This window comes from Dryocola clanedunensis subsp. sulfonylureivorans (assembly GCF_016756775.1).
GTDB classification, from domain to species: Bacteria; Pseudomonadota; Gammaproteobacteria; order Enterobacterales; family Enterobacteriaceae; genus Dryocola; species Dryocola clanedunensis.
This window is the reverse complement of the sequence record NZ_JAERMU010000007.1, coordinates 74,626-98,760: the sequence shown is the minus strand read 5'-3', so window position 1 is coordinate 98,760 and position 24,135 is coordinate 74,626. Positions and strand designations below refer to the sequence as shown.

Below are 24,135 nucleotides of genomic sequence, written 5' to 3'. Positions count from 1 at the left end.
TGAGGTAAAAGCAGATGACGCTGCGCTGCTACGCGGCCAGCGGCGTCATCCGCCGGTGCGTTAAGACTAACGCACTGCCGCCCTGCCCCGAATCTGCCAGATCCACAGCGCGCTAATCGCCAGCGCAAACACCACGCCAAAACCGATGCCGATGCCGATAATCGACGCGCCGGTTTTTACCGCCAGCGAATACAGCCCGAGCATCAGCAGCATCGCGGTGTTCTCGCCCAGGTTCTGTACCGCAATCGCGTTGCCCGCCCCTACGCTACGCTTACCGCGATCCTGTAGCAGCGCATTGAGAGGCACCACAAAGAAACCACCGAGCACGCCAATCAGCAAAAGCAGTCCATAAGCTGGCAGCAGCGCATGCTGCATGGCAAAGAACAGGACGCCTACACCGATAAGGATCCCGGCAGGCATACAGCGCGCGACGGTATCCAGCGTGACCAGCTTCGCCGCCGCCCCGGCCCCCACGACAATGCCTACGGCTACCATCGCATTCAGATAGGTTGGCGTCGCATTGTCCCTGATACCCAAAGCAACCGGCACCCACAGAACCAGCAGGAAGCGCAGCGTCACCCCAGCTCCCCAGAATAAACTGGTGCCAACCAGCGAGAAACGCGTCTCACCGTTGTGCCACAAGCTTCGGCAGGCCGAGAAAAAACTACGTGTCATCGGCGTGAAACGCCATGACTGGCCTGGGCGTGCCGGAGCGAGCTTCGGAATGTAGAAGTTGGCCACCACCGCTCCCGCGTACACCAGCACGCAGACAGTAAGTGCGGCAATGATATGCCAGTCGGCAAGTACGCCACCCGCCATCGATCCCAGCAGGATCGCCGCAATGGTGGAAGACTCCATGATGCCGTTAGCCTTCACCAGTCGATCACCGGTTGTCAGCTCACCGAGAATGCCGTATTTGGCGGGGGAGTAGGCTGCCGCCCCCACGCCCACCAGCGTATAGCCCACAAAAGGATTCAGGCCGAAACAGATGACTGCCGCTCCCACCAGCTTCAGGCCGTTGGCAAACATCATCACGCGCCCTTTGGCAAAGCTGTCCGCAATTTGCCCCACGAACGGAGCAAAAAGAATATACGCGCCGACGAACACCATCTGCAGCACCGGCTGGCTCCAGTCAGGGTAAAACTGCGCCTTGAGCACGGCCAGGGTGGCGAACAGCAACGCATTGTCGCCGAAGGCGGACAGAAACTGCGCCGCGGTCACCGCTTTCATCCCCTTCGACCACAGGGAGGTATCGTTTAACGCGCTATCATGCATTCTCGCTCTCCAGCTGAGCCTTAAGAGTCACAAAGTCAGGTTTACCGCTGCCCAGCACAGGCAGCTGTTTCATAAAGCGGATATCACGCGGAACGGCCAGCTCCGGTACGCCGTGTTCACGGGCATAGCGCAGCAGCTTCTCGCGGTTTAGCTCGCTGTCGGTGGTATACATCACCAGCGCTTCGCCTTTTGCGGCGTCGCTCTTAATCACTGTGGCGTGCATTTTGTCCGGTGACACGCCCAGCGCAAGCTGCTCAACCATCTCCAGCGACACCATCTCGCCCGCAATTTTGGCAAAGCGTTTTGCCCGGCCCTGGATAATGCAGTAGCCCTGCTCGTCAAACCTGACGATGTCGCCCGTGTCGTACCAGCCTTTTTCCATTTCGCCCTGGGCGTTTTCTGCGGTCGGCACTTCCAGCACGCCAGGATTTTCAACGCGCAGATAGCCGTTCATGATGTTTGGCCCTTTCAGCTGCAAACGCCCGCCCTCCTCGATGCCCGGCACCGCCATCAGGCGCGCGTCCATCGCCGGGAGAATACGGCCAACGGTGCCTGGCTTCGCCGCCATCGGCACGTTAATCGACACTACCGGCGCGCACTCGGTGACTCCGTAGCCCTCAAGGATGCGCAGGCCGAACTTGTCCTGCCAGATTTGCTTCGTGCTTTCCTGGAGCTTTTCTGCCCCGGCCACGACGTAACGCAGGCGGAAGAAGTCATAAGGGTTAGCAAAACGGGCATAGTTGCCGAGGAAAGTAGAAGTGCCAAACAGCACCGTACAGTTACGGTCATAGACCAGTTCCGGCACTACGCGGTAATGCAGCGGGCTTGGGTAGAGGAACACTTCCGCACCGGTCAGCAGCGGCGTAAACAGGCCAACCGTCAGGCCAAAGGAGTGGAACAGCGGCAGCGCCGACATAAAGCGGTCGTTAGCGGTGAAGTCAGCAATTGAGCGGATCTGCTCGACGTTCGCCAGCAGGCTTTTATGGCTGTGCACCACGCCTTTTGGATTCCCTTCTGAACCGGAAGTGAACAGCACCATCGCTGCATCTTCTGGTTTCTGCCTTATCTGCGCAAGGTGAGGCACCAGCAGATGGGCGAAGATCCAAAGCTTATCCGCGATCGTCACATCACCTTTCAGATCCTCGAGGAACACCCAACGTACCTGGGTGAGCTGCTCGGGCAGGTGCCAGAGCTTGCCCTTATCGAGGAACTGGCGGGAAGTGAAAATCGTTTTGATTTGCGCAGCTGTAATGGCGCTGGTCAACCCTTTCACGCCCGCCGTGTAGTTCATCATCGCCGGGATGCGTGCGCGAGATGATGCGCCGAAGATCACCGCCGCGCTGATGCCCGCATTCGGCAGCATCAGGCCGATGGTTTCCCCGACTGTACTGTACTTCTCAAGAATACGGCCAACGAACAGCGTTTTGGTCAGCAAAGTGCGATAAGTGTCAGGCTTGAAGTTAATGTCTTCGATACAGTTTTTGCGGTCGCCGTAGCGGTACTGTGCGGACAGCAGCGCCTCAAACAGAGTTTCACGCGGGCGCACAGCCATGCGGGCTTCCATCATAATCTGATGGAGCATCTCGCCGGTGATTTTACGACGATCGCGAGCGCGTGGCGCATCCGGCATCGCAATAGACGTTGGCGGAAGGAGGTGCAAACTGATCCGCGGGAAAAGACGTTGTTTAACCAGCCCCTTGAGGCGGCTAAAGAAAGTCAGCTCTGCGCCTTCAATGCGTACGGGTACGACAGTCGCGTTCGCTTTAGCCGCCACAAACGCCGCCCCTTCGTAGATTTTCATCAACGATCCGGAAACGGATATGCGTCCTTCCGGGAAAATCACCACCGGACGCCCCTGCTCGACCAGCCGCACCAGATATTTTATCGACATAGGTTTTGTCGGGTCGAGGGGGACAAAATCAATAATGGGTTTCAGCCAGCGCATATACCAGCGCTGGCTAATAGACGAGTAGACGGCGAAAACCGGGCGAATGGGTAAAAATAACGCCAGCAGGATGCCATCGATAAAAGAGACGTGATTGGGAACAATTAGCACACGGGGCAAGTTGAGCGCGTTAGTGTCGCCATACAGGCGCACGCGAAACAGCACGCGAAACAACCAACGAAAGAAACCTAAAACCATATCAACTCCCTTTGTCGATAATCAGCTCAGACACTTAAGTGTAGTGGCTGCAGATTACACGAGTCACTTTCAAGGAGCGAGAGGGCGGAGGCAGGACTGGGACGATCCTGAAAAAAAGGCAAAAAAAACCTGCGCATCTGCGCAGGTCGGTGCAAGAAGATTTGTACGCAAGCGTACGAAGAATTCTCACCAATCAATACCTCTGGGATATGAATTGTGGCGCAGGAGGGCTGGGGTAACCAGTGGGAAAACGCAAAGGAATGAGCCGAAGTGCAACCAGGTGTTTAAAATCTCGCTTATTGTTACAACCGGCTGAATCAGGCGAAAAAAAACCTGCGCATCCGCGCAGGTTGGTGTAATTCTTGTGGTCAGCATCATGCGCCGACATCACCTATCAATACCTCTGGGACTTAAAATGTAGCAGTCACCAGGCTCCATTCGCCATGTCGAAATCGCAACAGCGCACTGCAAACTGTAAGCAAAGATTTGCGCTGAAATTTTTAAAAATCCGCAACATGCCATCTCCTGCCGCTGCGTCTTATTATCCACTGACCCTTTGTGCTACTTCAGGCTGCACAGGCGACATATTTTCCCTCACTTTGCGAGACGGGCTCCAGTTGCGCCCTTGAAGTGACAAGGTTTTTCCGCAACACTTAAGCCTGTGTAAACGTTTACCCTCACAGGAATGCGATCTATGGCGACAATTAAGGATGTAGCACGACTGGCAGGAGTCTCTGTCGCCACGGTATCCCGTGTGATTAACAGCTCCCCAAAAGCCAGTGACGCCTCGCGACTGGCGGTCAATAGCGCGATGGAGGAGCTGAATTACCACCCGAACGCCAATGCACGCGCCCTCGCCCAGCAAACGACCGAAACAATTGGTCTGGTTGTCGGGGATGTTTCCGATCCTTTTTTTGGCGCGATGGCAAAAGCCGTTGAACAGGTTGCCTATCACACCGGCAATTTTCTATTGATCGGCAACGGCTACCACAACGAGCAGAAAGAGCGTCAGGCCATTGAGCAGCTCATCCGCCACCGCTGTGCGGCATTGGTCGTACACGCTAAAAAGATCCCGGATGCAGATTTAATTTCCCTGATGAAGCAGATGCCGGGCATGGTACTTATCAACCGCACGCTGCCGGGCTTTGAGCAGCGCTGCGTAGCACTGGACGACCGCTACGGTGCGTGGCTTGCCACCCGCCACCTCATTCAGCAGGGCCACACTAAAATCGGCTATCTGTGCTCCAACCACGCGATTTCCGATGCGGAAGATCGCCTGCAAGGGTATTACGACGCGCTAAAGGAACATGGCCTGCCGGTAAACGATCGTCTGGTGACCTTCGGTGAACCCGATGAAAGCGGCGGGGAACAGGCAATGACCGAGCTGCTGGGCCGGGGGAAAAACTTTACCGCCGTCGCCTGCTACAACGACTCGATGGCAGCGGGCGCAATGGGCGTGCTTAACGATAACGGCATTGATGTCCCGAAAGAGATTTCGCTGATTGGCTTTGATGACGTGCTGATTTCACGCTACGTCCGCCCGCGTTTGACGACCGTTCGCTACCCTATTGTCACTATGGCAACTCAGGCCGCTGAGCTGGCTATGGCACTGGCAGATAACCAGCCCATACCGGAAACCACCCATATGTTCAGCCCTACGCTTGTGCGCCGCCATTCGGTCATCGCTCCAGCCGGAGAGTAGCACACCAGTCATTGTTTAAAAGCGTGATCCTGGTAGGACATTTTCAGCACGTGTTGTGCCCTGCCGGATCTGTACCGTCTGGCTCATGTGGTAGACTGCCCCCAGAACTGCGGCATCGCGACGGAAGTGTTAATCAGGAATGAACAGATGGTAACAATGCTGGATGTCTCGCTACGCGCAGGCGTTTCAAAAGCAACGGTATCTCGCGTGTTGAACGGCACCGGACAGGTGAAAGAGAGCACCCGCAAGCTGGTGTTTCAGGCAATGGAAGAGCTGGGTTATCGCCCCAATTTCCTGGCTCGCTCGCTGGCTAACCGCAGCAGCAACAGCGTCGGTCTGGTGGTATCTACCTTCGACGGCTTCTATTTTGGCCGGCTGCTGCAGCAGGCTTCTCGCCAAACGGAACTGCACGGTAAACAGCTTATCGTTACCGACGGGCACGACACCCCACAAAAAGAACTGGATGCGGTGCAGATGCTGGTTGACAGGCACTGCGACGCCATCGTGCTCTATACCCGCTTTATGTCCGAACGCGCATTAATGTCGCTGATGAGCTCAGTTCGCGTCCCGCTGGTGGTCATTAACCGCGATGTCACTCAGGCTCGTGAGCGCTGTGTTTTCTTTGAACAGCAGGACGCAGCGTTTCAGGCGACGGAATATTTAATTCAGCAGGGCCACCGCGATATCGCCTGTATCACCGTGCCAATCTCCACCCCGACCGGCCAGGCCCGACTGATGGGCTACCGCAAGGCGCTGCAAAAGCATGGTATCCGCTTCAGTGAAGAACGGGTAAAAAACGGCGACTCTACGATGACGGTGGGCCATCAGCTTTGTCAGGCGCTGCTGGAAAGCGGCGTCACCTTTACGGCGCTGTTTGCCTGTAACGATGACATGGCGCTGGGGGCATCGAAAGCGCTGCACCAGGCGGGCATTCGCATTCCTGAAGAGATGTCGCTGTTTGGCTTTGACGATGCGCCAAGCGCGCAGTGGCTGCAGCCCGCGCTCTCCACCGTTTATCTGCCTATCGACAATATGATTACCACCGCTATCGACCAGGCGATAAAACTGGCAAACGGCGAAGATCTTGAGCCGATCCCGCCGTTTGTGGGTACGCTGGTGCTGCGTGAATCCGTGGCGCCCGGCCCCTTCTTTCAGCGCGGGCGCAAAACCTCAAAGTAGTTCCAGATCGATAAGCTCCTGCACGGTCTGGCGGCGGCGAATCAGGCGCGCGTTCCCTTTATCGAACAGCACTTCCGGCAGCAGCGGGCGGCTATTGTAGTTTGAAGACATAGAAGCCCCGTACGCGCCGGTATCGTGCAGCACCAGATAATCCCCCACTTTCACCGGCGGCAGACTGCGGGTTTCTACTTTGCCACCTTCCTGCTGGGTAAAGACGTCCCCGGATTCACATAGCGGCCCGGCGACCACGGTTTCAACCGCAGGCTGCGCCGTTAAATCACGCCCGTCCCCCGCAATGGCCGAGATATGGTGGTAGCTGCCGTACATGGAAGGCCGCATCAGATCGTTAAAGCCCGCGTCGATCAGCACGAAGTGGCGGGATCCCATATCTTTTACGGAACGCACCTGCGCCACCAGCACGCCGGATTCCGCGACCAGGAAGCGCCCCGGTTCGATTTCCAGCTTCACCGGGTGGCCCAGACGCTGGGCTATTTTGTCGCGAGCCGCGCTCCACAGGCCGAAATAATGGCTGGTATCGATCTTTTCTTCGCCTTCGCGGTAAGGGATAGACAGCCCGCCGCCCGCGGAAATCGCTTCAAGATCCTGACCGAAGTCGACGACCTGCTGCACCATCGCTCCACAAACCCGCTCCAGATGGGCGTAGTCCACACCGGAGCCAATGTGCATATGAATGCCGACCAGATGCAGGTTATAGCGCTTAACTATTTCCAGCGCCTGCGGCATATCGGCGTGCCAGATGCCGTGCTTGCTGTTCTCCCCGCCGGTATTGGTTTTCTGGCTGTGGCCATGACCGAAACCAGGATTCACGCGCAGCCAGACGCGATGGCCTGGAGACACTTCCCCAAGCTGCTGGAGCATATCCACCGAACCTGCGTTCACCGGGATTTTGTGCTCCGCAACCAGCGCAAGCGTCGCTTCGTCGATCATATCGGCGGTAAAAACGATATCGTCTGGATTTTCGGACGGGTTAAAGCCCGCCGCCAGCGCACGAAGGATCTCACCCTGTGACACCGAATCTACCTTCACGCCCTGCTCGCGCATCAGGCGCAGTATATGGATGTTGGAACATGCTTTCTGTGCAAAGCGAATAACATCGAACTGGCGTAGTTGCGCGATCTGCTGGCGGATAATTTCCGCATCATAAACCCATACGGGGCAGCCAAATTCGGCTGGCAGGGCCTGCAAGTTCTGCGCATTCAGCGCGGTGTCTGTGTTGTTGAGTGGGCGTGGCATGGTCAGCTCCGGTCATCATTCATTTTGTTCATTACGCCACAGGACGAAGTGAAGAAAAAATATCGATTTCGCACGAGTCTATTCATATATGATATGGTTTTTCTTTCGGTGGATAACGCTACGCTTACCCACCCTACGCCCGGGCCGAATGAACAGATGCCAGCAGTCACGCTTCGCCATATCGAAATCTTTCACGCGGTAATGACCGCCGGAAACCTCACGGAGGCGGCGGGGTTGTTGCATACCTCGCAGCCTACGGTCAGCCGCGAGCTGGCGCGCTTCGAGAAGCTGACGGGGCTCCAGCTGTTCGAGCGCAGCCGCGGCCGCCTGCATCCCACCGTTCAGGGGCTGCGTCTGTTTGAAGAGGTTCAGCGCTCCTGGTACGGGCTGGATCGCATCGTCAGCGCGGCGGAAAGTCTGCGCGAGTTCCGTCAGGGCGAACTGTCCATTGCCTGCCTGCCGGTTTTCTCCCAGTCTTTTCTGCCGCAGCTGGTGCAGCCTTTCCTCGCTCGCTACCCGGAACTGAGCCTGAATATTGTTCCGCAGGAGTCGCCGCTGCTGGAGGAGTGGCTGTCGGCCCAGCGTCACGATCTGGGACTCACGGAGAATAGTTCCACACCTGCCGGCACGGAGCGCCAGACGCTGCTGACCTTAAACGAAGTGTGCGTGCTGCCCGCCGGGCATCGGCTGGCGCGCAAAGCGGAACTCACGCCGCAGGATTTTGCCGGGGAAAACTACATCAGCCTGTCGCGAACGGACAGCTATCGCCAACTGCTGGACTCTCTGTTTCAGGAGCACGAAGTCAAACGCAGAATGGTGGTGGAGACGCACAGTGCGGCATCGGTGTGTGCGATGGTGCGGGCGGGCACGGGAATTTCCGTCGTTAACCCGCTTACCGCTCTGGACTACGCTTCAAGCGGCGTGGTCGCAAGACGGTTCAGCGTAGCGGTGCCTTTTACCGTCAGCCTGATCCGCCCGCTGCACCGCCCTGCCTCCGCGCTGGTCAGCGCCTTTAGCGAGCATATGCATGATTTCATGCATATCTTCAGCGACCCGCTAAACGCGCTGCTCGACGCCTGACTTATTGCTCGGTCGCCGGATGATGATGGCCGGTGCCGCTGCTGAAGTTTATCAGGCAGATAATCAGCCCGATTACCGCCAGCCCCGCTGCGGCAACCGGTACGGCGGTGAGTCCATAACCGCGATCGATAACCGTACCGCCAACCCATGCCCCCAGCGCATTGCCAACGTTAAACGCGGCGATATTCAGCGTAGAGACCAGGTTCGGCGCATCTTTGCCATGCAGCACCACGTTGATTTGCAAAGCGGGAACGGTGGCAAACGCCGCCATCGCCCACAGGAACAGCGTGATTTCAGCAAGCCACGCGCCGTGGCTCGTCCAGCGGAACAGCAGCGAGAAGATAGCGATAAACGTAAAGCTCAGGATCAGGCTTACGGAGACGCGCCAGTCCGCCAGACGCCCGCCCAGAATATTGCCCACCGTCAGGCCCGCACCTATCAGGAACAGCGTCCAGCTCACGCCTTTATGGGTGATGCCGGTGACCTGGAGCAGCATCGGGGCGATATAGCTGAACAGCGCGAACATCGCCGCCGCAAAGAAAATTGTCATCGACAGCGAGAGCCACAGCTTGCCGTTAGCCAGCGCGCTGACCTCACGCTTTAAGTCTGCGGGCGCCTCATCCTTCTGCGAAGGCAGGCTGACGATAAGCGCGATAAACGCCACGACGCCAATCACCGCTACACCCCAGAACGTTGACCGCCAGCCGTACATCTGCCCGAACCAGGTGCCAATCGGCACGCCCAGCACGTTGGCAAGCGTCAGGCCGGTAAACATCAGCGCCACGGCGGAGGCCTTGCGGTTTGGCGCGACCAGGCCCGCGGCCACCACGGCACCAATGCCGAAGAAGGCTCCGTGACACAGCGCGGTGATAATACGGGCGAGCATCAGGAAGTTATAAGAGATCGCCACGGCACACAGCAGGTTGCCAATAATAAAAATCACCATCAGCAGGACGAGAGAAAGTTTACGCGGCAGACGAGCCGTCAGCAGGGCCATAATCGGCGCGCCAATCGCCACGCCCAGGGCATAGCCGCTGATCAGCCAGCCCGCAGTGGGAATCGAAATATGAAGATCCCCGGCCACGTCGGGCAGCAGGCCCATAATGACAAACTCCGTCGTGCCGATGGCAAACGCACTCATCGCCAGCGCGAGTAGGGAAACAGGCATGGAATAACTCCCGGTTGCAGAAATGACAAAAGGCGGGCGAGTAAAAACTCTGACCGCCTGGTAGCGAGGATGTAGAGGTGCAGCTTATTGAAATTTTGTGCGCTGCTTAACAAATTAATAACACAAAAAACGCCGGGGATGACCCGACGTGGCGTGAGGATAAGGTATTTTACCGCTTAACTGGCTGAAAATTTGAAGAAAAAAATTATTGCTCGCCAAGCATAAAATTCACCGCGTCTGCCGCATGAATCGCTGCGGTATCAAACACCGGCAGCGGGCAGTCCTCCTGTTGCAGCAGCAGGCCAATCTCCGTGCAGCCGAAAATAACGCCCTGTGCGCCCTGCTTCTGCAGCTCGGCGATAACCTGCTGATAATAGCGTTTAGATTCGGCGGTAATTTTACCAAGGCACAGCTCGTCAAAAATAATCTGGTTGATGCGCAGGCGCTGTGGCTCATCGGGGATCAGCGAAGTAATGCCAAATTCAGCTTCCAGGCGGCCACGATAAAAGTCCTGTTCCATGGTGTACCGCGTACCGAGGAGCGCGACCTGAGTTGCACCCTGCGCGGCAATTGCCCGCCCGGTGGCATCGGCAATATGCAGGAACGGCAGATCGCAGCGCGATTCGATATGCCCGGCAACTTTATGCATAGTGTTAGTACACAGCACGATACCTTCCGCCCCGGCCTTCTGCAGGCCAACCGCCGCATCCGCCAGCATCTCACCGGCTTTATCCCACTCGCCGCTCGACTGGCAGGCCTCAATTTCGTGGAAATCGACGCTGTGCAGAACGATCTTCGCCGAATGCAGTCCGCCAAGACGGGACTTTATCCCTTCGTTAATCAGGCGGTAATAGGGAATGGTGGACTCCCAGCTCATGCCGCCTAACAGGCCTATCGTTTTCATTGCTTGTCCCCTTCTCATAGTGATGCCTCTGGTTATATCACGAAGCTCCCGCCGGGAAAGCGTGATGTTCATGCCAGTTTCAGGCAATCGGCTATCTCAAAGTCCGATCTCATGTCATGATTATAAAAATGAAATGCCATTTCACATTATTCAGGAGCGACGATGTTTACCTTCATTAATGACACAAAGCTGGAAGATTTGGGGGCTGGCGTCACCCGCCGCGTACTCGCGAACGGCGGAAAAATGATGGCGGTGCAGGTGAATTTCGAAACCGGAGCCGTGGGGCCAATGCATAACCACCCTCACGAACAGCTGACATACGTGCTTTCCGGCGAGTTCGAATTCACCATTGGCGAAGAGGTGCATAAGGTTAAAGCCGGGGATACGCTTTATAAAGAGCCGCACGTGATGCACGGCTGCGTGTGTCTGGCCGCCGGGACGTTGCTGGATACCTTTACGCCGATCCGGGAAGATTTTCTTTAGCTGAATAAACGGGAAAGGCTGATAACCAACTTTTCTCGTAGATCGGCGTCATCCGACACAAAAACCTCAGTGGTGGATGGCGCTTAAGCCTATCCACCCTACCAAACTGACTAGATAATTTTATCCAGTTCCACACGGCGGCTGTTAAAAGCATCGCGGGTCAGTACCAGACCTGCCGCTATTATCAGACCAATCATAGCGGCCAGCGCTACAACCAAAGATTTACCAGGCCCCTCTTTTTTCACCGGCAGCGAAGCCTGCATCTGGTATTTGAAAGGTGAAAAAACTACTTCACCGATATTGATGGCTTCCAGCTGGCTGAGTAAATGCTCACGATTCTGAACCGTCACGTTAAGCTGCGAGACATCTTTTATGGATTGTTCAATTTTCAGCTTTTCTGCCAGCCCATCCGCACCCAGTGCGACTGAATAATCCGGGTCATCTTTCACCGCCTGGCCATTGCTGTAAACCGGTTTTTTAATCCCGGCAGCACTGGCAACCTGGAGCGAATATCCCAGGCGCTGCAAATTAACGTTGTGCTGATTTTCCAGCAGCGAACGGTCCAGTTTAAGCTTGTCTTTTTCGTAGCCGATTTTAAGCTCAACGGCATCCTTAAGGTTCAGCAAAATGCTTTTGTTCACCTCTTCCGCTATGAAATCAATATAGCCGTTCAGCACCTGCTGAGCATTTTCTGCATTGGGAGCAATAAAGCTTAATGTCCATGAAGAGTAGGGTGCGCCCGTCACCTGCTTCGGATCGGCATTATTTTGAGCTTTAAATTTCTCAGAGACATTAATAATGGCTCGATGCAGCTCGGAAGTATCCACCTCTTTATTACTCAACAGGGCCTGCACATAGGGCGAAGTCGCAAGAAAGCGTTCTCGTAGTGCCTGAGAATCGAACTTTTTCAGGAACATATTAAACAGCGTATTGCTGTCCGCTTTCGCGCCGACATCCAGCACGTTGAGGTTGATCATCGCCCGGCGCAGTTCGACCAACTGCTCCATTTCCGGCGGGGTAATGACGGCCCGGCTAGTCCACTTCTGGGGAAGAAAGAAACTAGCGATGACGCCACAAAGGGCAAAAATCAGGGTGATGGCGACAATCTGATTTCGGGAAGCAAACAGCGTAGACAATAAATTCAGGAGATCTATTTCGTCGCGCTGTACGGAATTTATCGGATATACCGGGGCACTCTCTAATTGATGCGATTTCACTTCTATAGATGACATAGCAAGCCGCTTAATATTTGATGAGAATTGACCTGTTTTTCACGACGTGAAAAATCCTTCCGCGCTCGGGAGGCAGTACAGGCAATGAAATAGCTGTTTTTATGACGAGGAGTTGCCGCATGTCTGTTCCTTGTGATGTCCACTTTGACTGCTAACGTATGCGAAAAACACTTTCTCAACGCCACCCGAACGGCCTGTCTGGTGAAGAAGGTTTATTGATACTAAAAGTGTTTTTAAGAGGCAGGGCATTATTCCTAAGATGATTCCTAAAAACAACTACCAGATCTCACAGTTTGAACTTTTAAGAATGTGAAGGGTTACTTTTAGTCATTTTCGTGAATGAAAAAAAGAATGCGCGGGACGATGACCAGGAATGCTGAGGAATGAAAAAAGGGGGATAGGTGAAAAAAACCTCCCGATGAAGGAAGGTTTTTTCACAGGTAAGCTTATCGAGCCAGCCAGCCACCGTCTACTGCGATGGTATAGCCATTCACGTAGTCTGATGCACCTGAGGCCAGGAAGACGATTGGCCCCATGAGATCGTCAGGGAGGCCCCAACGACCCGCCGGGATACGCTCCAGAATTTCACTGCTGCGCTTTTCATCAGCACGCAGCTGCTGGGTATTATTGGTCGCCATGTAGCCCGGTGCGATGGCATTAACATTGATGCCATGCTTCGCCCATTCATTTGCCAGGAGGCGGGTCACGCCCATCACCGCGCTTTTGGAAGCCGTGTAAGAAGGCACGCGAATCCCCCCCTGGAACGAAAGCATGGAGGCTATGTTGATGATCTTGCCACCCTTACCCTGGGCGATAAAATGCTTCGCCGCAGCCTGAGCCATAAAGAAGACGCTTTTAATGTTCAGGTTCATCACGTCGTCCCAGTTTTGCTCGCTGAAGTCGATCGCGTCTTCACGACGGATAAGACCAGCGTTATTCACCAGAATATCAATGTGGCCGAATTCCGCTACCGCACGATCCAGCAGCCCGGGGATGCCGTCGATCTTGCGCAGATCGGCAGTCAGGCTTAAAAAACGTCGACCCAGCGCCGTCACCTGCTCAATGGTTTCTGTCGGTTCAACAATGTTGATACCCACAATATCGCAGCCCGCCTGCGCAAGGCCTAGCGCCATGCCCTGGCCCAGACCAGTATCGCACCCTGTCACAACCGCAACTTTACCCTGTAGAGAGAATGTATCCAGAATCATGTCGATTTCCTTTTATTCGTGCCTGATCCAGGCAGGCGTTGACGTTCAGTGCCGCCATACTAATCCTCCTGAAACGCCATTTCAATTATAAATAAAACATCGTTTCATTTTTATTGGATATTGTGACTAAATTTGATAGCGGGATCACGCCTGGCCATCTCAGGGACAAAAAAAAGCCCGCCTTTGAACCAAAGGCGGGCTGCACATTATTTGTTTTTACTTAATCGCGCTCTATGGCAAGGGCAACCCCCTGCCCTCCACCGATACATAGCGTTGCCAGACCTTTTTTAGCATCCCGTTTCACCATTTCATGCACTAGTGAGACAAGGATCCGGCAGCCAGACGCGCCGATGGGATGACCTAAAGCAATGGCTCCGCCATTCACATTCACCTTGCGCTCGTCCCATTCCAGCATCTTGCCAACGGAGAGCGCCTGCGCGGCGAAAGCCTCATTGGCTTCGATTAAATCCAGCTCCTCGAGCGTCCAGCCTGCCCGCTCGAGGCAGCGGCGCGTTGCGGTAACGGGCGCTATCCCCATTAACGCAGGATCGACGCCCACGCTCGCAAACGCGCGAATACGGGCCAGCACCGGCAGCCCCAGCTCCTCTGCCTTCGCGGCGCTCATCATGAGCACCGCCGCCGCGCCATCATTAATAGAAGAGGCATTTCCGGCCGTCACGCTGCCGCTACTGTCGAAAGCGGGACTTAGCCGCGCCAGAGCTTCCGCGCTGGCATCCGTTCGGGGCTGCTCATCGGTGTCTACGAGTATTGTGGCACCGGAACGCTGCTCAACGGGAACCGGAACGATTTCATCTTTGAAGCGGCCCGCGTCGATTGCGGTACGTGCTTTTTGCTGTGACGCCAGCGCGAATGCATCCTGACGTTCACGGCTTATGTCATATTCACGCGCAAGGTTTTCTGCGGTTACCCCCATGTGATAGTCATTGAAGGCATCCCACAGACCGTCGTGCACCAGGCTGTCAATAAGCTGGCTGTTACCTAACCCTGCCCCTGTACGGCTGTTTGCTAATACATGCGGGGCGCGGCTCATATTTTCCTGACCGCCGGCAATCACCACATCCGCTTCCCCGCACTGGATTGCCTGGGTGGCAAGATGTAAAGCCTTCAGACCAGAGCCGCAGACGTCGTTGATCGTGATAGCGGAGACGGACCAGGGCAGGCCGCTGTTGAGGGCAGTCTGGCGAGCTGGATTCTGCCCGGCTCCTGCGGTCAGCACCTGGCCCAGAATCACTTCATCAACCTCCTGCTCGCTGACACCGCTGCGCTCAAGAAGCGCTTTTACCACCGCGCTTCCCAGTTCCGCTGCGCTGCGCAGTGAAAGAACGCCCTGAAAGCAACCAATTGGGGTACGCGCCGCCCCAACAATCACCACATCTTTCATCTTCCGCTCCGTCACGCACTGATTCTATTTTTAGTGCAGCTATCATCGGTCAATATTAATTAATTGTTAATGCCGTTTTTTGGAAAACGTCATATCAAAAACGTACGATATAATTGAAATAATCTTCAATTTCAATTGATTAATATTTAATACCCTGCTTTGACTTGCTGATATTTCTTCGCAACCAGTGAACAACATCACATATCCATAACAAGGAAAACCCTATGAACAGGTACCAAAAAGAAGTCATTGATGCCCATATCGCTATCGAAAACTGGCTGGGTGCGGGTGAAGGTGATGGACAGACGCTGGTCGCCCGCTTCGCCACCACGTTTTCTATGGTGACAACCGGCGGCGCAAAGCTGGACTATACAGCGCTGTGTGCCTTCTTTAATGGACAGCAAGGCGCAAAGCCGGGGCTGAAGATAGAGCTTGAAGAAATAGAGATTATTGCTGAATGGCCCACCGGCGCGGTGGTAAGCTATAGCGAAAAACAGAGCCTGCCGGGAAGTACGGTTACGATGCGTCATTCCACCGTGGTGCTGAACTCGGATTTACTCTGGTTGCGCCTGCATGAGACGGCCGCTTAACATGACAGTGAACCCACTACTGAGCGAGGGTTCTGTCTACTTGCGTCGGTTTTTCTTATCCTGATACATAGCCTCATCGGCGGCACGCAGCGCTGTATCAGGAGTCATGTCTGCCGGGTTGATGGCAATCACACCAATACTTGGGCCGGCGTATTTAATCATTGTCGCATGCAGCTGGTAATCGCCTGTCAGCATGGATGAAAGACGTGTTTTGAGCGTTTTCGCGGCGTGCTGTGCTTTGGCAAAGTCTGTCGGCCCGGCTCCCGCGATAATGAATTCGTCACCGCCTACTCGCCCCAGGATCTCATCGTAGCGCACACCTTCTTTGAGCCTTTCGCCGATCGCGCAGAGAAATTCATCCCCGGTATCGTGCCCGTAGACATCATTGATCTGCTTGAAATCATCCAGGTCAGCAAAAGCAACCAGCACGTAACGAGCATCCCGTTCAGCGCGGCTAAAGAGCTGAGGAAGCTTGTCGAAGACAGCACGACGATTCGGCAATCCTGTCAGATCGTCGGTATAGCTGGAGGTCATCAGCGCGGCATTGGCCAGCTGCAACTGTTTCAACAGCTGCTCATTTTGTATTTGCTGGGCAATCAGCTGTGCAAAGAGCTGCAGCACCTGTTCACTGCGCTCTGATAGCTCACATTTCTCTGAACTCGCGGCACAAAGCGTACCGTACAGCGAACCATCCGCAAGCATAACGGGGGTGCTGACATAGGTAGTTATACCCAGCGCTTTTGCCGCTTTTGAGTCACCCCAGATACCCGGCACGTCACTGGTGTAGCGGCGGCCCTCGTCCATCGCCCGCTTACAAAGCGTATCACCCCAGGGCACCGTTAACCCTTCCGGGATCTGCATTAACCGACTGTTGCGGGAGAAGAGAATATGCTGCTGGCTACCATCCTGCTCCAGCCGCGTCAGATACGTAGACTCCATGTTAGTCACCAGCTCAAGCATCTCCAGCAGCTGGCGGACAAGCCCTTCAAGCGTGTATTCAGCTTCTAACGCGGTCGAAATGCGCTCAATAAGATTGTCAGACATAAAATACAAACACCTTTATCCGAGGGCAACGCAGCCAGGCAACAGGCCTGAGAGGTTAATTTTTAACATATATTATGTCTAAATTCTGCCCCCAACTATGGCGATTGTCTGGAAGATCGGGCAATGGACTGTTTATATTTGCATGAAATTTTGTTTAGGGAGGATTGTTGTAGGCATATTGGGGTGGGTGAAGAGCATCGAGGTAACAAAACCTAACACACTGACAGATAACGAAATTGTTCTGACTTAAGTATCGCCATGATCTGGCTGTCGCTAAAACGTGCACTTTTTAATCGAGATCTCCCCGATTCAGATTACGAAAAATTCTACTTATAAACACACCGTTTTCTCGGGGGGTGACCCAAACACACTATGTCCGTTGAGGATTAACCTATTACTTGATGTAGGAATCCAGCACTTTTAACACTACTTCAAGATCTTCCTCACGTCTCACCTCGTCCGCTTCATGAACAATGTGTTCTGTTAGATGACCTTTAATCACTTCACGCATTAAACCGTTAACAGCACCGCGTATAGCCGCAATTTGCTGCAACACAGCGGCGCATTCGTGCGGCTCGTCGAGCATTTTTTTCAGTGCTACTACCTGGCCCTGAATCTTATTAGTACGTGCTTTAAGTTTTTGTTTATCCCGGATGGTGTGCGACATACCGCAGCCTCAATGAGTGAAGGTTTCAGGTGAGTGTATCACTGCCATTCTACTGGGGGGTAGTATTGTGTACTGGGGGGGAGTAGAATCGCATCGATCATAAATGACTAAGAAACATTCTCATGAACGAATTTTCAACTCTCATTCAGCAAGGCAACGCCTGGTTTTTCATTCCGAGCGCTATTTTATTAGGCGCTTTGCATGGTCTTGAACCGGGTCATTCAAAAACAATGATGGCTGCTTTTATCATTGCCATTAAAGGCAGTATCAAACAGGCGATGATGCTGGGAGTGGCTGCGACGATTTCACACACCGCTATCGTTTGGTTAATCGCGTTTGGTGGTATGTATCTCAGCAAACAATTTACCGCCGAATCTGTCGAGCCGTGGTTACAGCTAATCTCCGCTTTCATTATCCTGGGTACTGCAATCTGGATGTTCTGGCGCACCTGGAAAGGTGAACAACTCTGGAAGCTGGAACAAGGGATAGAACACCACGCACATGATGAAACCAGAGTTATCAATACTGGTCACGGTAGTGTTGAACTCTCGATTTTTGAGGAAAACCAGCCTCCACGTTGGCGATTACGCACTCTCTCTGGCAATAGATGGAAAGCTAACGAGGTTTCATTAGTGACCAACCGAGGGACAGGGACGTTTTCACAGGTGTTTGATTTCGTTGATAAAGGCGATCACTTAGAATCGGTGTTAACCATTCCTGAACCTCACAGCTTTGATGTGCGCCTTACGTTAGGTCATCGCGGTCATGTGCATGATTATGATGTTGAGTTTCACGAGCATATACACGACCACGACCATTCAGCCCTCGAAGGTTTAGACATCAACTCAAAAGAATACCAGGACGCCCACGAGCTGGCCCACGCGAACGATATTAAACGCCGTTTCACTGGTCAGGAAGTGACAAACTGGCAGATCCTACTATTCGGACTTACTGGCGGCTTAATACCCTGCCCTGCTGCCATCACCGTGCTCCTTATCTGTATCCAGTTAAAAGCGTTTACGCTGGGTGCTGCAGTGGTTGTGTGTTTCAGTATTGGCCTTGCAATAACACTGGTAACGGTTGGTGTCGCTGCTGCTGTGAGCGTTCAGCAAGTTTCAAAACGCTGGAGCGGCTTTAGTACCATAGCGAGAAGAGCGCCGTATTTCTCAAGTGCATTGATAGCAATGGTTGGCTTCTACATGGGTGTACACGGTTACATCGGCATCACAAACTAATCCCACATCAAATAGCCTCAGAAATGGGGCTATCCTCGCCTTTCCTCCTGATTTCAGGCAATAGTAGCCATAAAGCGCCGTGATGTGTACATCAACGAAGCACCGTAGGTGGATCACAAGGTTTCAGCAGTGGCAACGGTAATCAGGTGGTCGTTGTTTTCCGGTGATCGAAGCCGTGGAAGAGCCTGATTCTTTACCGATCTTGACCTGCTCCCCGTTGATTAACACACCGCGATGTTAGTAATGTCTTCATAAGCCACATGAGGACATCCCCATGAAGAAGCGTTTTTCCGACGAACAGCTCATCAGTATTCTCCGCGAGGCCGAAGCCGGAGTTTCTGCCCGTGAGCTCTGCCGTAAGCACGCCATTTCAGATGCCACGTTTTACACATGGCGTAAGAAGTATGGCGGTATGGAGGTGCCTGAAGTCGCTTGAGGAAGAGAACGCCAGACTCAAGAAGCTGCTTGCTGAAGCCATGCTGGATAAGGAGGCGCTTCAGGTGGCTCCTGGGCGAAAGTACTGACGACAGACCAGAAGCGGGAAGCCGTGGAAGTTATGTGCGAGGCTACGGGTCTGTCGCAACGTCGTGTCTGCAGGCTGGCAGGTCTGTCCCTGTCAACCTGCCGTTATTCGGTTCAGCGTCCGGCTGCTGACGCGCAGCTGTCTCTACGCATCACAGAGCTGGCACTTGAACGCCGCCGTTTTGGTTATCGGCGTATCTGGCAACTTCTGCGGCGTGAAGGTCTTTGTGTTAACCACAAGCGGGTTTACCGTATCTATCAACTTAATGGCCTGAGGGTAAAACGCAGACGACGTCGTAAAGGGCTGGCAACAGAACGTCTGCCGCTGCTCCGCCCGATGGCGCCCAATCTGACCTGGTCGATGGATTTCGTCATGGACGCACTGGCCACCGGTCGCAGGATCAAGTGCCTTATCTGCGTGGATGACTTCACGAAGGAATGCCTGACAGTCACTGTTGCCTTCGGGATTTCAGGCGTGCAGGTCACGCGTATTCTGGACAGCATTGCGCTGTTTCGCGGCTATCCGGCTACGATAAGAACTGACCAGGGTCCGGAGTTTACCTGCAGAGCACTTGACCAGTGGGCTTATGAGCATGGCGTGGAGCTGCGCTTAATCCAGCCGGGCAAGCCAACGCAGAACGGATTTATTGAGAGTTTTAACGGACGCTTTCGCGATGAATGCCTGAATGAGCACTGCTTCAGCGATATTGCTCACGCTAGGAAAATCATTAATGACTGGCGGCAGGATTATAACGAGTGCCGTCCACATTCGTCGCTGAATTACCAGACACCATCTGAGTTTGCAGCAGGCTGGAGAAACAGAAAATTAGAAGGTAATCAAACCGACATTACTAACTGATCGTTGTATCTAAGACTGGGGGCAGGTCACTTGGCTTAGTTACATCTGCTCATTTACTCGTCATTGTCGATTAAGTACACTTGCGAAGAGATAAACCAGATAATTGATAAGGAAATCACGAATGAAAAAACTGCTAACTTTCCTGATTTGGACAGGAATAATAGTCTCTGCGCTTTTCGCGATAACGTCAGTAATCTCTAACGTGGCCTTGATGGTAAGTGCGTTCCCCGAATCTATTGGGGACAAGCACGCTTACATGTTCATTTTAGGGCGCTGGACGTTCACTATAGTTATGGGCCTAATTTCCTGGCTACTGTATCGGCAGATAAAAAAATAAAGGCTCACAAGCCCTTGAAGAAATACTCCACCGCCTGATTAAAGAGAGCGGGATTTTCCCTTGACAGTTTGGTTGCTTTCTCGAAGGGCTTAACTCTGTCCTGGATGGCGAAATAAAGAAGATCTAAGTCTCCAAGGTCTCTCAGTTTGCGATATACGCCGTAGTTAGTCGTTTTTAGATACCTTGATGAATGTATAGCTCTTGACACACCACCACCGATCATTAGTAGCGTACTGACAGACATGCTAAAGGCTATCGAAACAGTGATCCGTGATGAGATCAACTTTCCTATTTTCACCCCCGTCAACTCACCAAAGGTATAGCTCCCCAATGTTGACGCTATCGTGTCTTCTGCTACCCTCTTTGCAATGTCGGCCATGTTGACGTGCTTCATGAAATCATCAATGAACACATTCACCGCCCTTGCAACTAAGTTAATGTGCTTCTTTGATGTTGCTCGTTCAACTAGTTCAGCCATCCGTATGTTGTCATCCATGTTTTGCCGTCTGTCATCGGTATGGATGAAATCATAAGCAAGGGAGTAAAGGTTAACGGGGAAATGAACAAAGCCTTTAACATATGCAGCCAACATCCCCTCATCTTCCAAATCCAATGCCGAAAGCATATCCTTTGCCAATTCCTTTGCGCTTTGCATCCCCAAAAGTCCTTATGATTGTTGTTTGAAATGAAATCATAACGGCTGCTAAAAGCACAGTCTACGATTTAACCGCATGATTTTAGACAACAGAAGTCTAATGCCCGTTGGTGGTAAGACAACGTGCGGAGCGTGGCGACTTCATCGGGGTTATGTCAGTCAGTGACGTTTATCAGGATAACCGTGTACCCCTAAGGGAGCGTGGCTGAGACGCTGGCAGAGCCTGCATACCGTATGCAGGGACGAAGACCACCATAAACCTGTTTATTCCCTGCAACGTCATCACGACGTGTGGCATGTGGGAGCATCGGCAAAAAATGCGCTTCACTGAAAGTTTTGGGAGTTAATGCCTGGTATCGGCTTTTTGTTCGTTGTTGTGCTGTCGCGGTAAGAACCTGGAACCACCGCCAGCGTGATGATATGCCCCCATAAACCACAGACCAATCACGCGACAGGTACGGGTGTAGTTCAATGGGTAGTTTAAGTTGTACCTTGAGTATCGGGGCAACGTAGCTAACTGAATATTCTAACTTGTTGATTATTCAGGAGAATTGGAGCGGGTGAAGGGAATCGAACCCTCGTATGCAGCTTGGGAAGCTGCCGTTCTACCATTGAACTACACCCGCTTTTTGGGAAGCCCCGGCATTATAACCCTCCGGGGCCTGGTAGCAAGGGGCCAGCCTGCTAAGTGGTGGTATTTTATACGGTTGCCGTGGCCTTAGCAGGACGGTTTGCTGCCCTGTGGCGGCAAATAACGCTGCGGATCGATGGCCGTGGCGCGATAGCGGATCTGGAAGTGCAGGTTCACGGTATTCGAACCGGTGCTGCCCATGGTGGCAATTTTTTGCCCTGCACTCACCTTCTGCCCATTATTCACAAGCGTAGTGTCGTTATGCGCATACGCCGTGATGTAATCTTCACTGTGTTTGATCATCACAAGGTTGCCGTAGCCCCGCAGCTGATCGCCCACGTAAACCACTGTTCCCGCCGCTGACGCGTAAATTGGCTGCCCGCGAGAGCCTGCTATATCAATCCCTTTGTTCCCGCCTTCACTGTTGGAGAACGGTTCGATAATTTTGCCCGTGGTTGGCCAGCGCCAGCACTTTGATCCCACTGGAGGCGGGGCAACTTTCGCAATACTTGAGCGCGACGATGAATGTGACTTAGTGCTTTTCGCTACGGCAGTCTTTTTCGATTTCGAGGAGCCTGAGCTGCTCTTCACACGGATTTTCTGGCCGATCTCCAGCGTATAGGGCGCTGAAATACTATTCAGACGCGCGAGCGTACCGACGCTTGAGCCGGTCATACGCGAGATGCGATAGAGGGTGTCACCACGTTTAACGGTGTAGACCGAGCCGCTGTAGCTGCCTACGGAGGCCTTAGAACCGCCTGCTTTGTTGGAGGAGCAAGCGATAAGAGACAGGCTGAGAAGCGCGACGATGGCATTCAGTACCCATATGCGGATGATGCTTTCCTTGCGCAAACTAACCCTCTGAAAATTATCTAAGAAAAAGAAAACTGATGACAAACCTAAACCGTTTAATAAACGAGCAGATTTTATCTAATAATCAGGAAAATCAATTCGTTGATTTTCGGCTGCTAAGCACAAAGAAGGAAAAACCACGTTTTTTCCTTCTTTGTCAGCAATCTAATTCCTCCCCGCAGGGAGGAATACTGCTGCTTACTTAACCGGACGCAGCGCCGGGAACAGGATCACGTCACGGATGGTATGGCTGTTGGTGAACAGCATAACCATACGGTCGATACCAATGCCCAGACCCGCCGTTGGCGGCAGGCCGTGCTCGAGCGCGGTCACGTAATCTTCGTCAAAGAACATCGCTTCGTCGTCGCCAGCATCTTTCGCGGCAACCTGATCTGCAAAGCGCTGAGCCTGGTCTTCTGCATCGTTAAGCTCGGAGAAGCCGTTACCGATTTCACGGCCGCCGATGAAGAATTCAAAGCGGTCGGTGATTTCCGGGTTCTCGTCGTTACGACGGGCCAGCGGAGAAACTTCTGCCGGGTATTCGGTGATGAAGGTCGGCTGAATCAGATGGCTTTCCGCCACTTCTTCAAAGATCTCAGTCACAACGCGGCCCAGACCCCAGCTCTTCTCAACTTTGATACCGATAGCGGCCGCGATTTCCAGCGCCTTAGCCATATCATCCAGATCCGCAATATTGGTTTCCGGACGGTATTTTTTGATCGCTTCGCGCATGGTCAGTTTGGCAAACGGCTGATCGAAGTCGAACATCTGCTCGCCGTAAGCAACCTGTGCGGTGCCCAGCACTTCGTGCGCAAGCGTACGGAACAGGGACTCGGTCAGTTCAATCAGGTCTTTGTAATCCGCGTACGCCATGTAGAGTTCCATCATGGTGAACTCTGGGTTGTGACGCGGAGAGATGCCTTCGTTACGGAAGTTACGGTTAATTTCGAAAACGCGCTCAAAACCACCCACTACCAGGCGCTTCAGATAAAGCTCCGGTGCGATACGCAGGTACATATCGATGTCCAGCGCATTATGGTGAGTGATAAACGGACGAGCAGACGCACCCCCAGGGATAACCTGCATCATTGGCGTTTCAACTTCCATGAAGCCGCGGCCAACCATGAAGTTACGGATACCAGACATGATCTGGGAGCGCACTTTAAAGGTATTGCGGGATTCATCGTTAGAGATCAGATCCAGATAACGCTGACGGTAACGCGCTTCCTGATCCTGCAGGCCGTGGAATTTATCCGGCAGCGGACGCAATGCTTTGGTCAGCAGACGCAGCTCGGTACAGTGGATGGACAGCTCGCCAGTCTTGGTTTTAAACAGTTTGCCACGCGCGCCGAGGATATCGCCCAGGTCCCACTTTTTGAACTGTTCGTTGTAGATGCCTTCTGCCAGATCGTCGCGGGCAACGTACAGCTGAATACGACCACCAACGTCCTGTAAGGTGACAAAGGACGCTTTACCCATAATACGACGGGTCATCATGCGACCTGCAACGGTCACTTCGATGTTCAGGTCTTCGAGCTCTTCGTTTTCTTTACCGTCAAAGTCTGCATGCAGCTGGTCTGAGGTATGTTCACGGCGGAAGTCGTTCGGGAAGGGAATGCCCTGCTCGCGCAGACCAGCCAGCTTCTCGCGGCGAGCTTTCAGTTCATTATTTAAATCGACCGCTTCGGTGCCCTGTGCTTGTTGTTCAGACAT

The 24,135-nt window shown here is 53.4% G+C and carries 19 protein-coding genes, 1 tRNA gene and 1 pseudogene; 7 read left to right on the top strand and 14 right to left on the bottom strand.

Annotation, left to right across the window (positions count from 1 at the left end; translation table 11 throughout):
• Positions 1-66: 66 nt before the first annotated feature.
• Positions 67-1,275, bottom strand: a complete 1,209-nt coding sequence (gene lplT / locus HYQ67_RS08865; protein ID WP_202303336.1) for a lysophospholipid transporter LplT — start codon at positions 1,273-1,275, stop codon at positions 67-69.
• Entirely contained in the window at positions 1,268-3,418 is a 2,151-nt protein-coding gene (gene aas, locus HYQ67_RS08860; protein ID WP_202303335.1) for a bifunctional acyl-ACP--phospholipid O-acyltransferase/long-chain-fatty-acid--ACP ligase, read from the bottom strand. Before aas ends, lplT begins: the two co-directional genes overlap by 8 nt.
• 694 nt (positions 3,419-4,112) lie before the next feature.
• Here aas and galR point away from each other — a divergent pair.
• The gene (gene galR / locus HYQ67_RS08855) at positions 4,113-5,120 is read left to right on the top strand and encodes an HTH-type transcriptional regulator GalR (RefSeq protein WP_202303334.1); all 1,008 of its coding nucleotides are present in this window, start codon (positions 4,113-4,115) and stop codon (positions 5,118-5,120) included.
• Positions 5,121-5,276: 156 nt separating this feature from the next.
• Complete coding sequence (locus tag HYQ67_RS08850; protein WP_202303469.1) at positions 5,277-6,299, top strand: LacI family DNA-binding transcriptional regulator; 1,023 nt, start codon at positions 5,277-5,279, stop codon at positions 6,297-6,299.
• On the opposite strand, the gene lysA is transcribed toward HYQ67_RS08850, so the two are convergent.
• Positions 6,291-7,553 carry a diaminopimelate decarboxylase gene (gene lysA, locus HYQ67_RS08845; RefSeq protein WP_202303333.1) on the bottom strand — a complete coding sequence of 421 codons (1,263 nt, stop codon included), beginning with the start codon at positions 7,551-7,553 and terminating at the stop codon, positions 6,291-6,293. The two genes, HYQ67_RS08850 and lysA, sit on opposite strands and share 9 nt — an antisense overlap.
• Positions 7,554-7,709: 156 nt before the next feature.
• Here lysA and HYQ67_RS08840 point away from each other — a divergent pair, with 156 nt between their 5' ends.
• Positions 7,710-8,633, top strand: coding sequence for a LysR family transcriptional regulator (locus tag HYQ67_RS08840; RefSeq protein WP_202303332.1), 924 nt, complete (start codon positions 7,710-7,712; stop codon positions 8,631-8,633).
• A 1-nt stretch (position 8,634) separates the two neighbouring features.
• Here HYQ67_RS08840 and HYQ67_RS08835 read toward each other — a convergent pair whose 3' ends face one another.
• Together HYQ67_RS08835 and HYQ67_RS08830 are read right to left on the bottom strand one after the other, a co-directional pair.
• Entirely contained in the window at positions 8,635-9,801 is a 1,167-nt protein-coding gene (locus HYQ67_RS08835) for an MFS transporter (RefSeq protein WP_202303331.1), read from the bottom strand.
• Positions 9,802-10,006: 205 nt separating this feature from the next.
• On the bottom strand, positions 10,007-10,705 hold the full coding sequence (locus HYQ67_RS08830) for an aspartate/glutamate racemase (RefSeq protein ID WP_202303330.1): 699 nt from the start codon (positions 10,703-10,705) through the stop codon (positions 10,007-10,009).
• Between the two features lie 162 nt (positions 10,706-10,867).
• Here HYQ67_RS08830 and HYQ67_RS08825 point away from each other — a divergent pair, with 162 nt between their 5' ends.
• Entirely contained in the window at positions 10,868-11,188 is a 321-nt protein-coding gene (locus HYQ67_RS08825) for a cupin domain-containing protein (protein ID WP_202303329.1), read from the top strand.
• Between the two features lie 110 nt (positions 11,189-11,298).
• Here the strand turns inward: HYQ67_RS08825 and wzz(fepE) are convergent, their stop codons facing one another.
• The 3 genes from wzz(fepE) to HYQ67_RS08810 all read right to left on the bottom strand — a co-directional run bounded on the left by wzz(fepE) (position 11,299) and on the right by HYQ67_RS08810 (position 15,030).
• Positions 11,299-12,420, bottom strand: a complete 1,122-nt coding sequence (gene wzz(fepE), locus HYQ67_RS08820; RefSeq protein WP_202303328.1) for an LPS O-antigen length regulator Wzz(fepE) — start codon at positions 12,418-12,420, stop codon at positions 11,299-11,301.
• A gap of 446 nt (positions 12,421-12,866) precedes the next feature.
• Positions 12,867-13,628, bottom strand: coding sequence for a 2-dehydro-3-deoxy-D-gluconate 5-dehydrogenase KduD (gene kduD, locus HYQ67_RS08815; RefSeq protein ID WP_202303327.1), 762 nt, complete (start codon positions 13,626-13,628; stop codon positions 12,867-12,869).
• A gap of 220 nt (positions 13,629-13,848) precedes the next feature.
• Positions 13,849-15,030, bottom strand: coding sequence for an acetyl-CoA C-acetyltransferase (locus HYQ67_RS08810; protein ID WP_202303326.1), 1,182 nt, complete (start codon positions 15,028-15,030; stop codon positions 13,849-13,851).
• A gap of 224 nt (positions 15,031-15,254) precedes the next feature.
• On the opposite strand from HYQ67_RS08810, the gene HYQ67_RS08805 reads away from it, so the two are divergent.
• A complete protein-coding gene (locus HYQ67_RS08805; RefSeq protein ID WP_202303325.1) occupies positions 15,255-15,620 on the top strand; it encodes a DUF4440 domain-containing protein in 366 nt (121 codons plus the stop codon).
• A gap of 36 nt (positions 15,621-15,656) precedes the next feature.
• Here the strand turns inward: HYQ67_RS08805 and HYQ67_RS08800 are convergent, their stop codons facing one another.
• Together HYQ67_RS08800 and rcnR are read right to left on the bottom strand one after the other, a co-directional pair.
• The gene (locus HYQ67_RS08800; RefSeq protein ID WP_202303324.1) at positions 15,657-16,664 is read right to left on the bottom strand and encodes a sensor domain-containing diguanylate cyclase; all 1,008 of its coding nucleotides are present in this window, start codon (positions 16,662-16,664) and stop codon (positions 15,657-15,659) included.
• 394 nt (positions 16,665-17,058) lie between these two features.
• Positions 17,059-17,331 (bottom strand): Ni(II)/Co(II)-binding transcriptional repressor RcnR, encoded by a 273-nt coding sequence (rcnR, locus tag HYQ67_RS08795; RefSeq protein ID WP_202303323.1) that lies wholly within the window; start codon positions 17,329-17,331, stop codon positions 17,059-17,061.
• Positions 17,332-17,453: 122 nt separating this feature from the next.
• On the opposite strand from rcnR, the gene HYQ67_RS08790 reads away from it, so the two are divergent.
• Positions 17,454-18,566, top strand: a complete 1,113-nt coding sequence (locus HYQ67_RS08790) for a nickel/cobalt efflux protein RcnA (RefSeq protein ID WP_202303322.1) — start codon at positions 17,454-17,456, stop codon at positions 18,564-18,566.
• A gap of 274 nt (positions 18,567-18,840) precedes the next feature.
• Positions 18,841-19,947 (top strand): annotated as a pseudogene (locus tag HYQ67_RS08785) (IS3 family transposase).
• Between the two features lie 341 nt (positions 19,948-20,288).
• Here HYQ67_RS08785 and HYQ67_RS08780 read toward each other — a convergent pair.
• The 4 genes from HYQ67_RS08780 to lysS all read right to left on the bottom strand — a co-directional run bounded on the left by HYQ67_RS08780 (position 20,289) and on the right by lysS (position 24,135).
• The gene (locus tag HYQ67_RS08780; RefSeq protein ID WP_202303321.1) at positions 20,289-20,939 is read right to left on the bottom strand and encodes a hypothetical protein; all 651 of its coding nucleotides are present in this window, start codon (positions 20,937-20,939) and stop codon (positions 20,289-20,291) included.
• 552 nt (positions 20,940-21,491) lie between these two features.
• Positions 21,492-21,565, bottom strand: a tRNA-Gly gene (locus tag HYQ67_RS08775).
• Positions 21,566-21,657: 92 nt separating this feature from the next.
• Positions 21,658-22,422 (bottom strand): amidase activator ActS, encoded by a 765-nt coding sequence (gene actS, locus HYQ67_RS08770; protein WP_202303320.1) that lies wholly within the window; start codon positions 22,420-22,422, stop codon positions 21,658-21,660.
• A 198-nt stretch (positions 22,423-22,620) separates the two neighbouring features.
• The gene (gene lysS, locus HYQ67_RS08765; protein WP_202303319.1) at positions 22,621-24,135 is read right to left on the bottom strand and encodes a lysine--tRNA ligase; all 1,515 of its coding nucleotides are present in this window, start codon (positions 24,133-24,135) and stop codon (positions 22,621-22,623) included.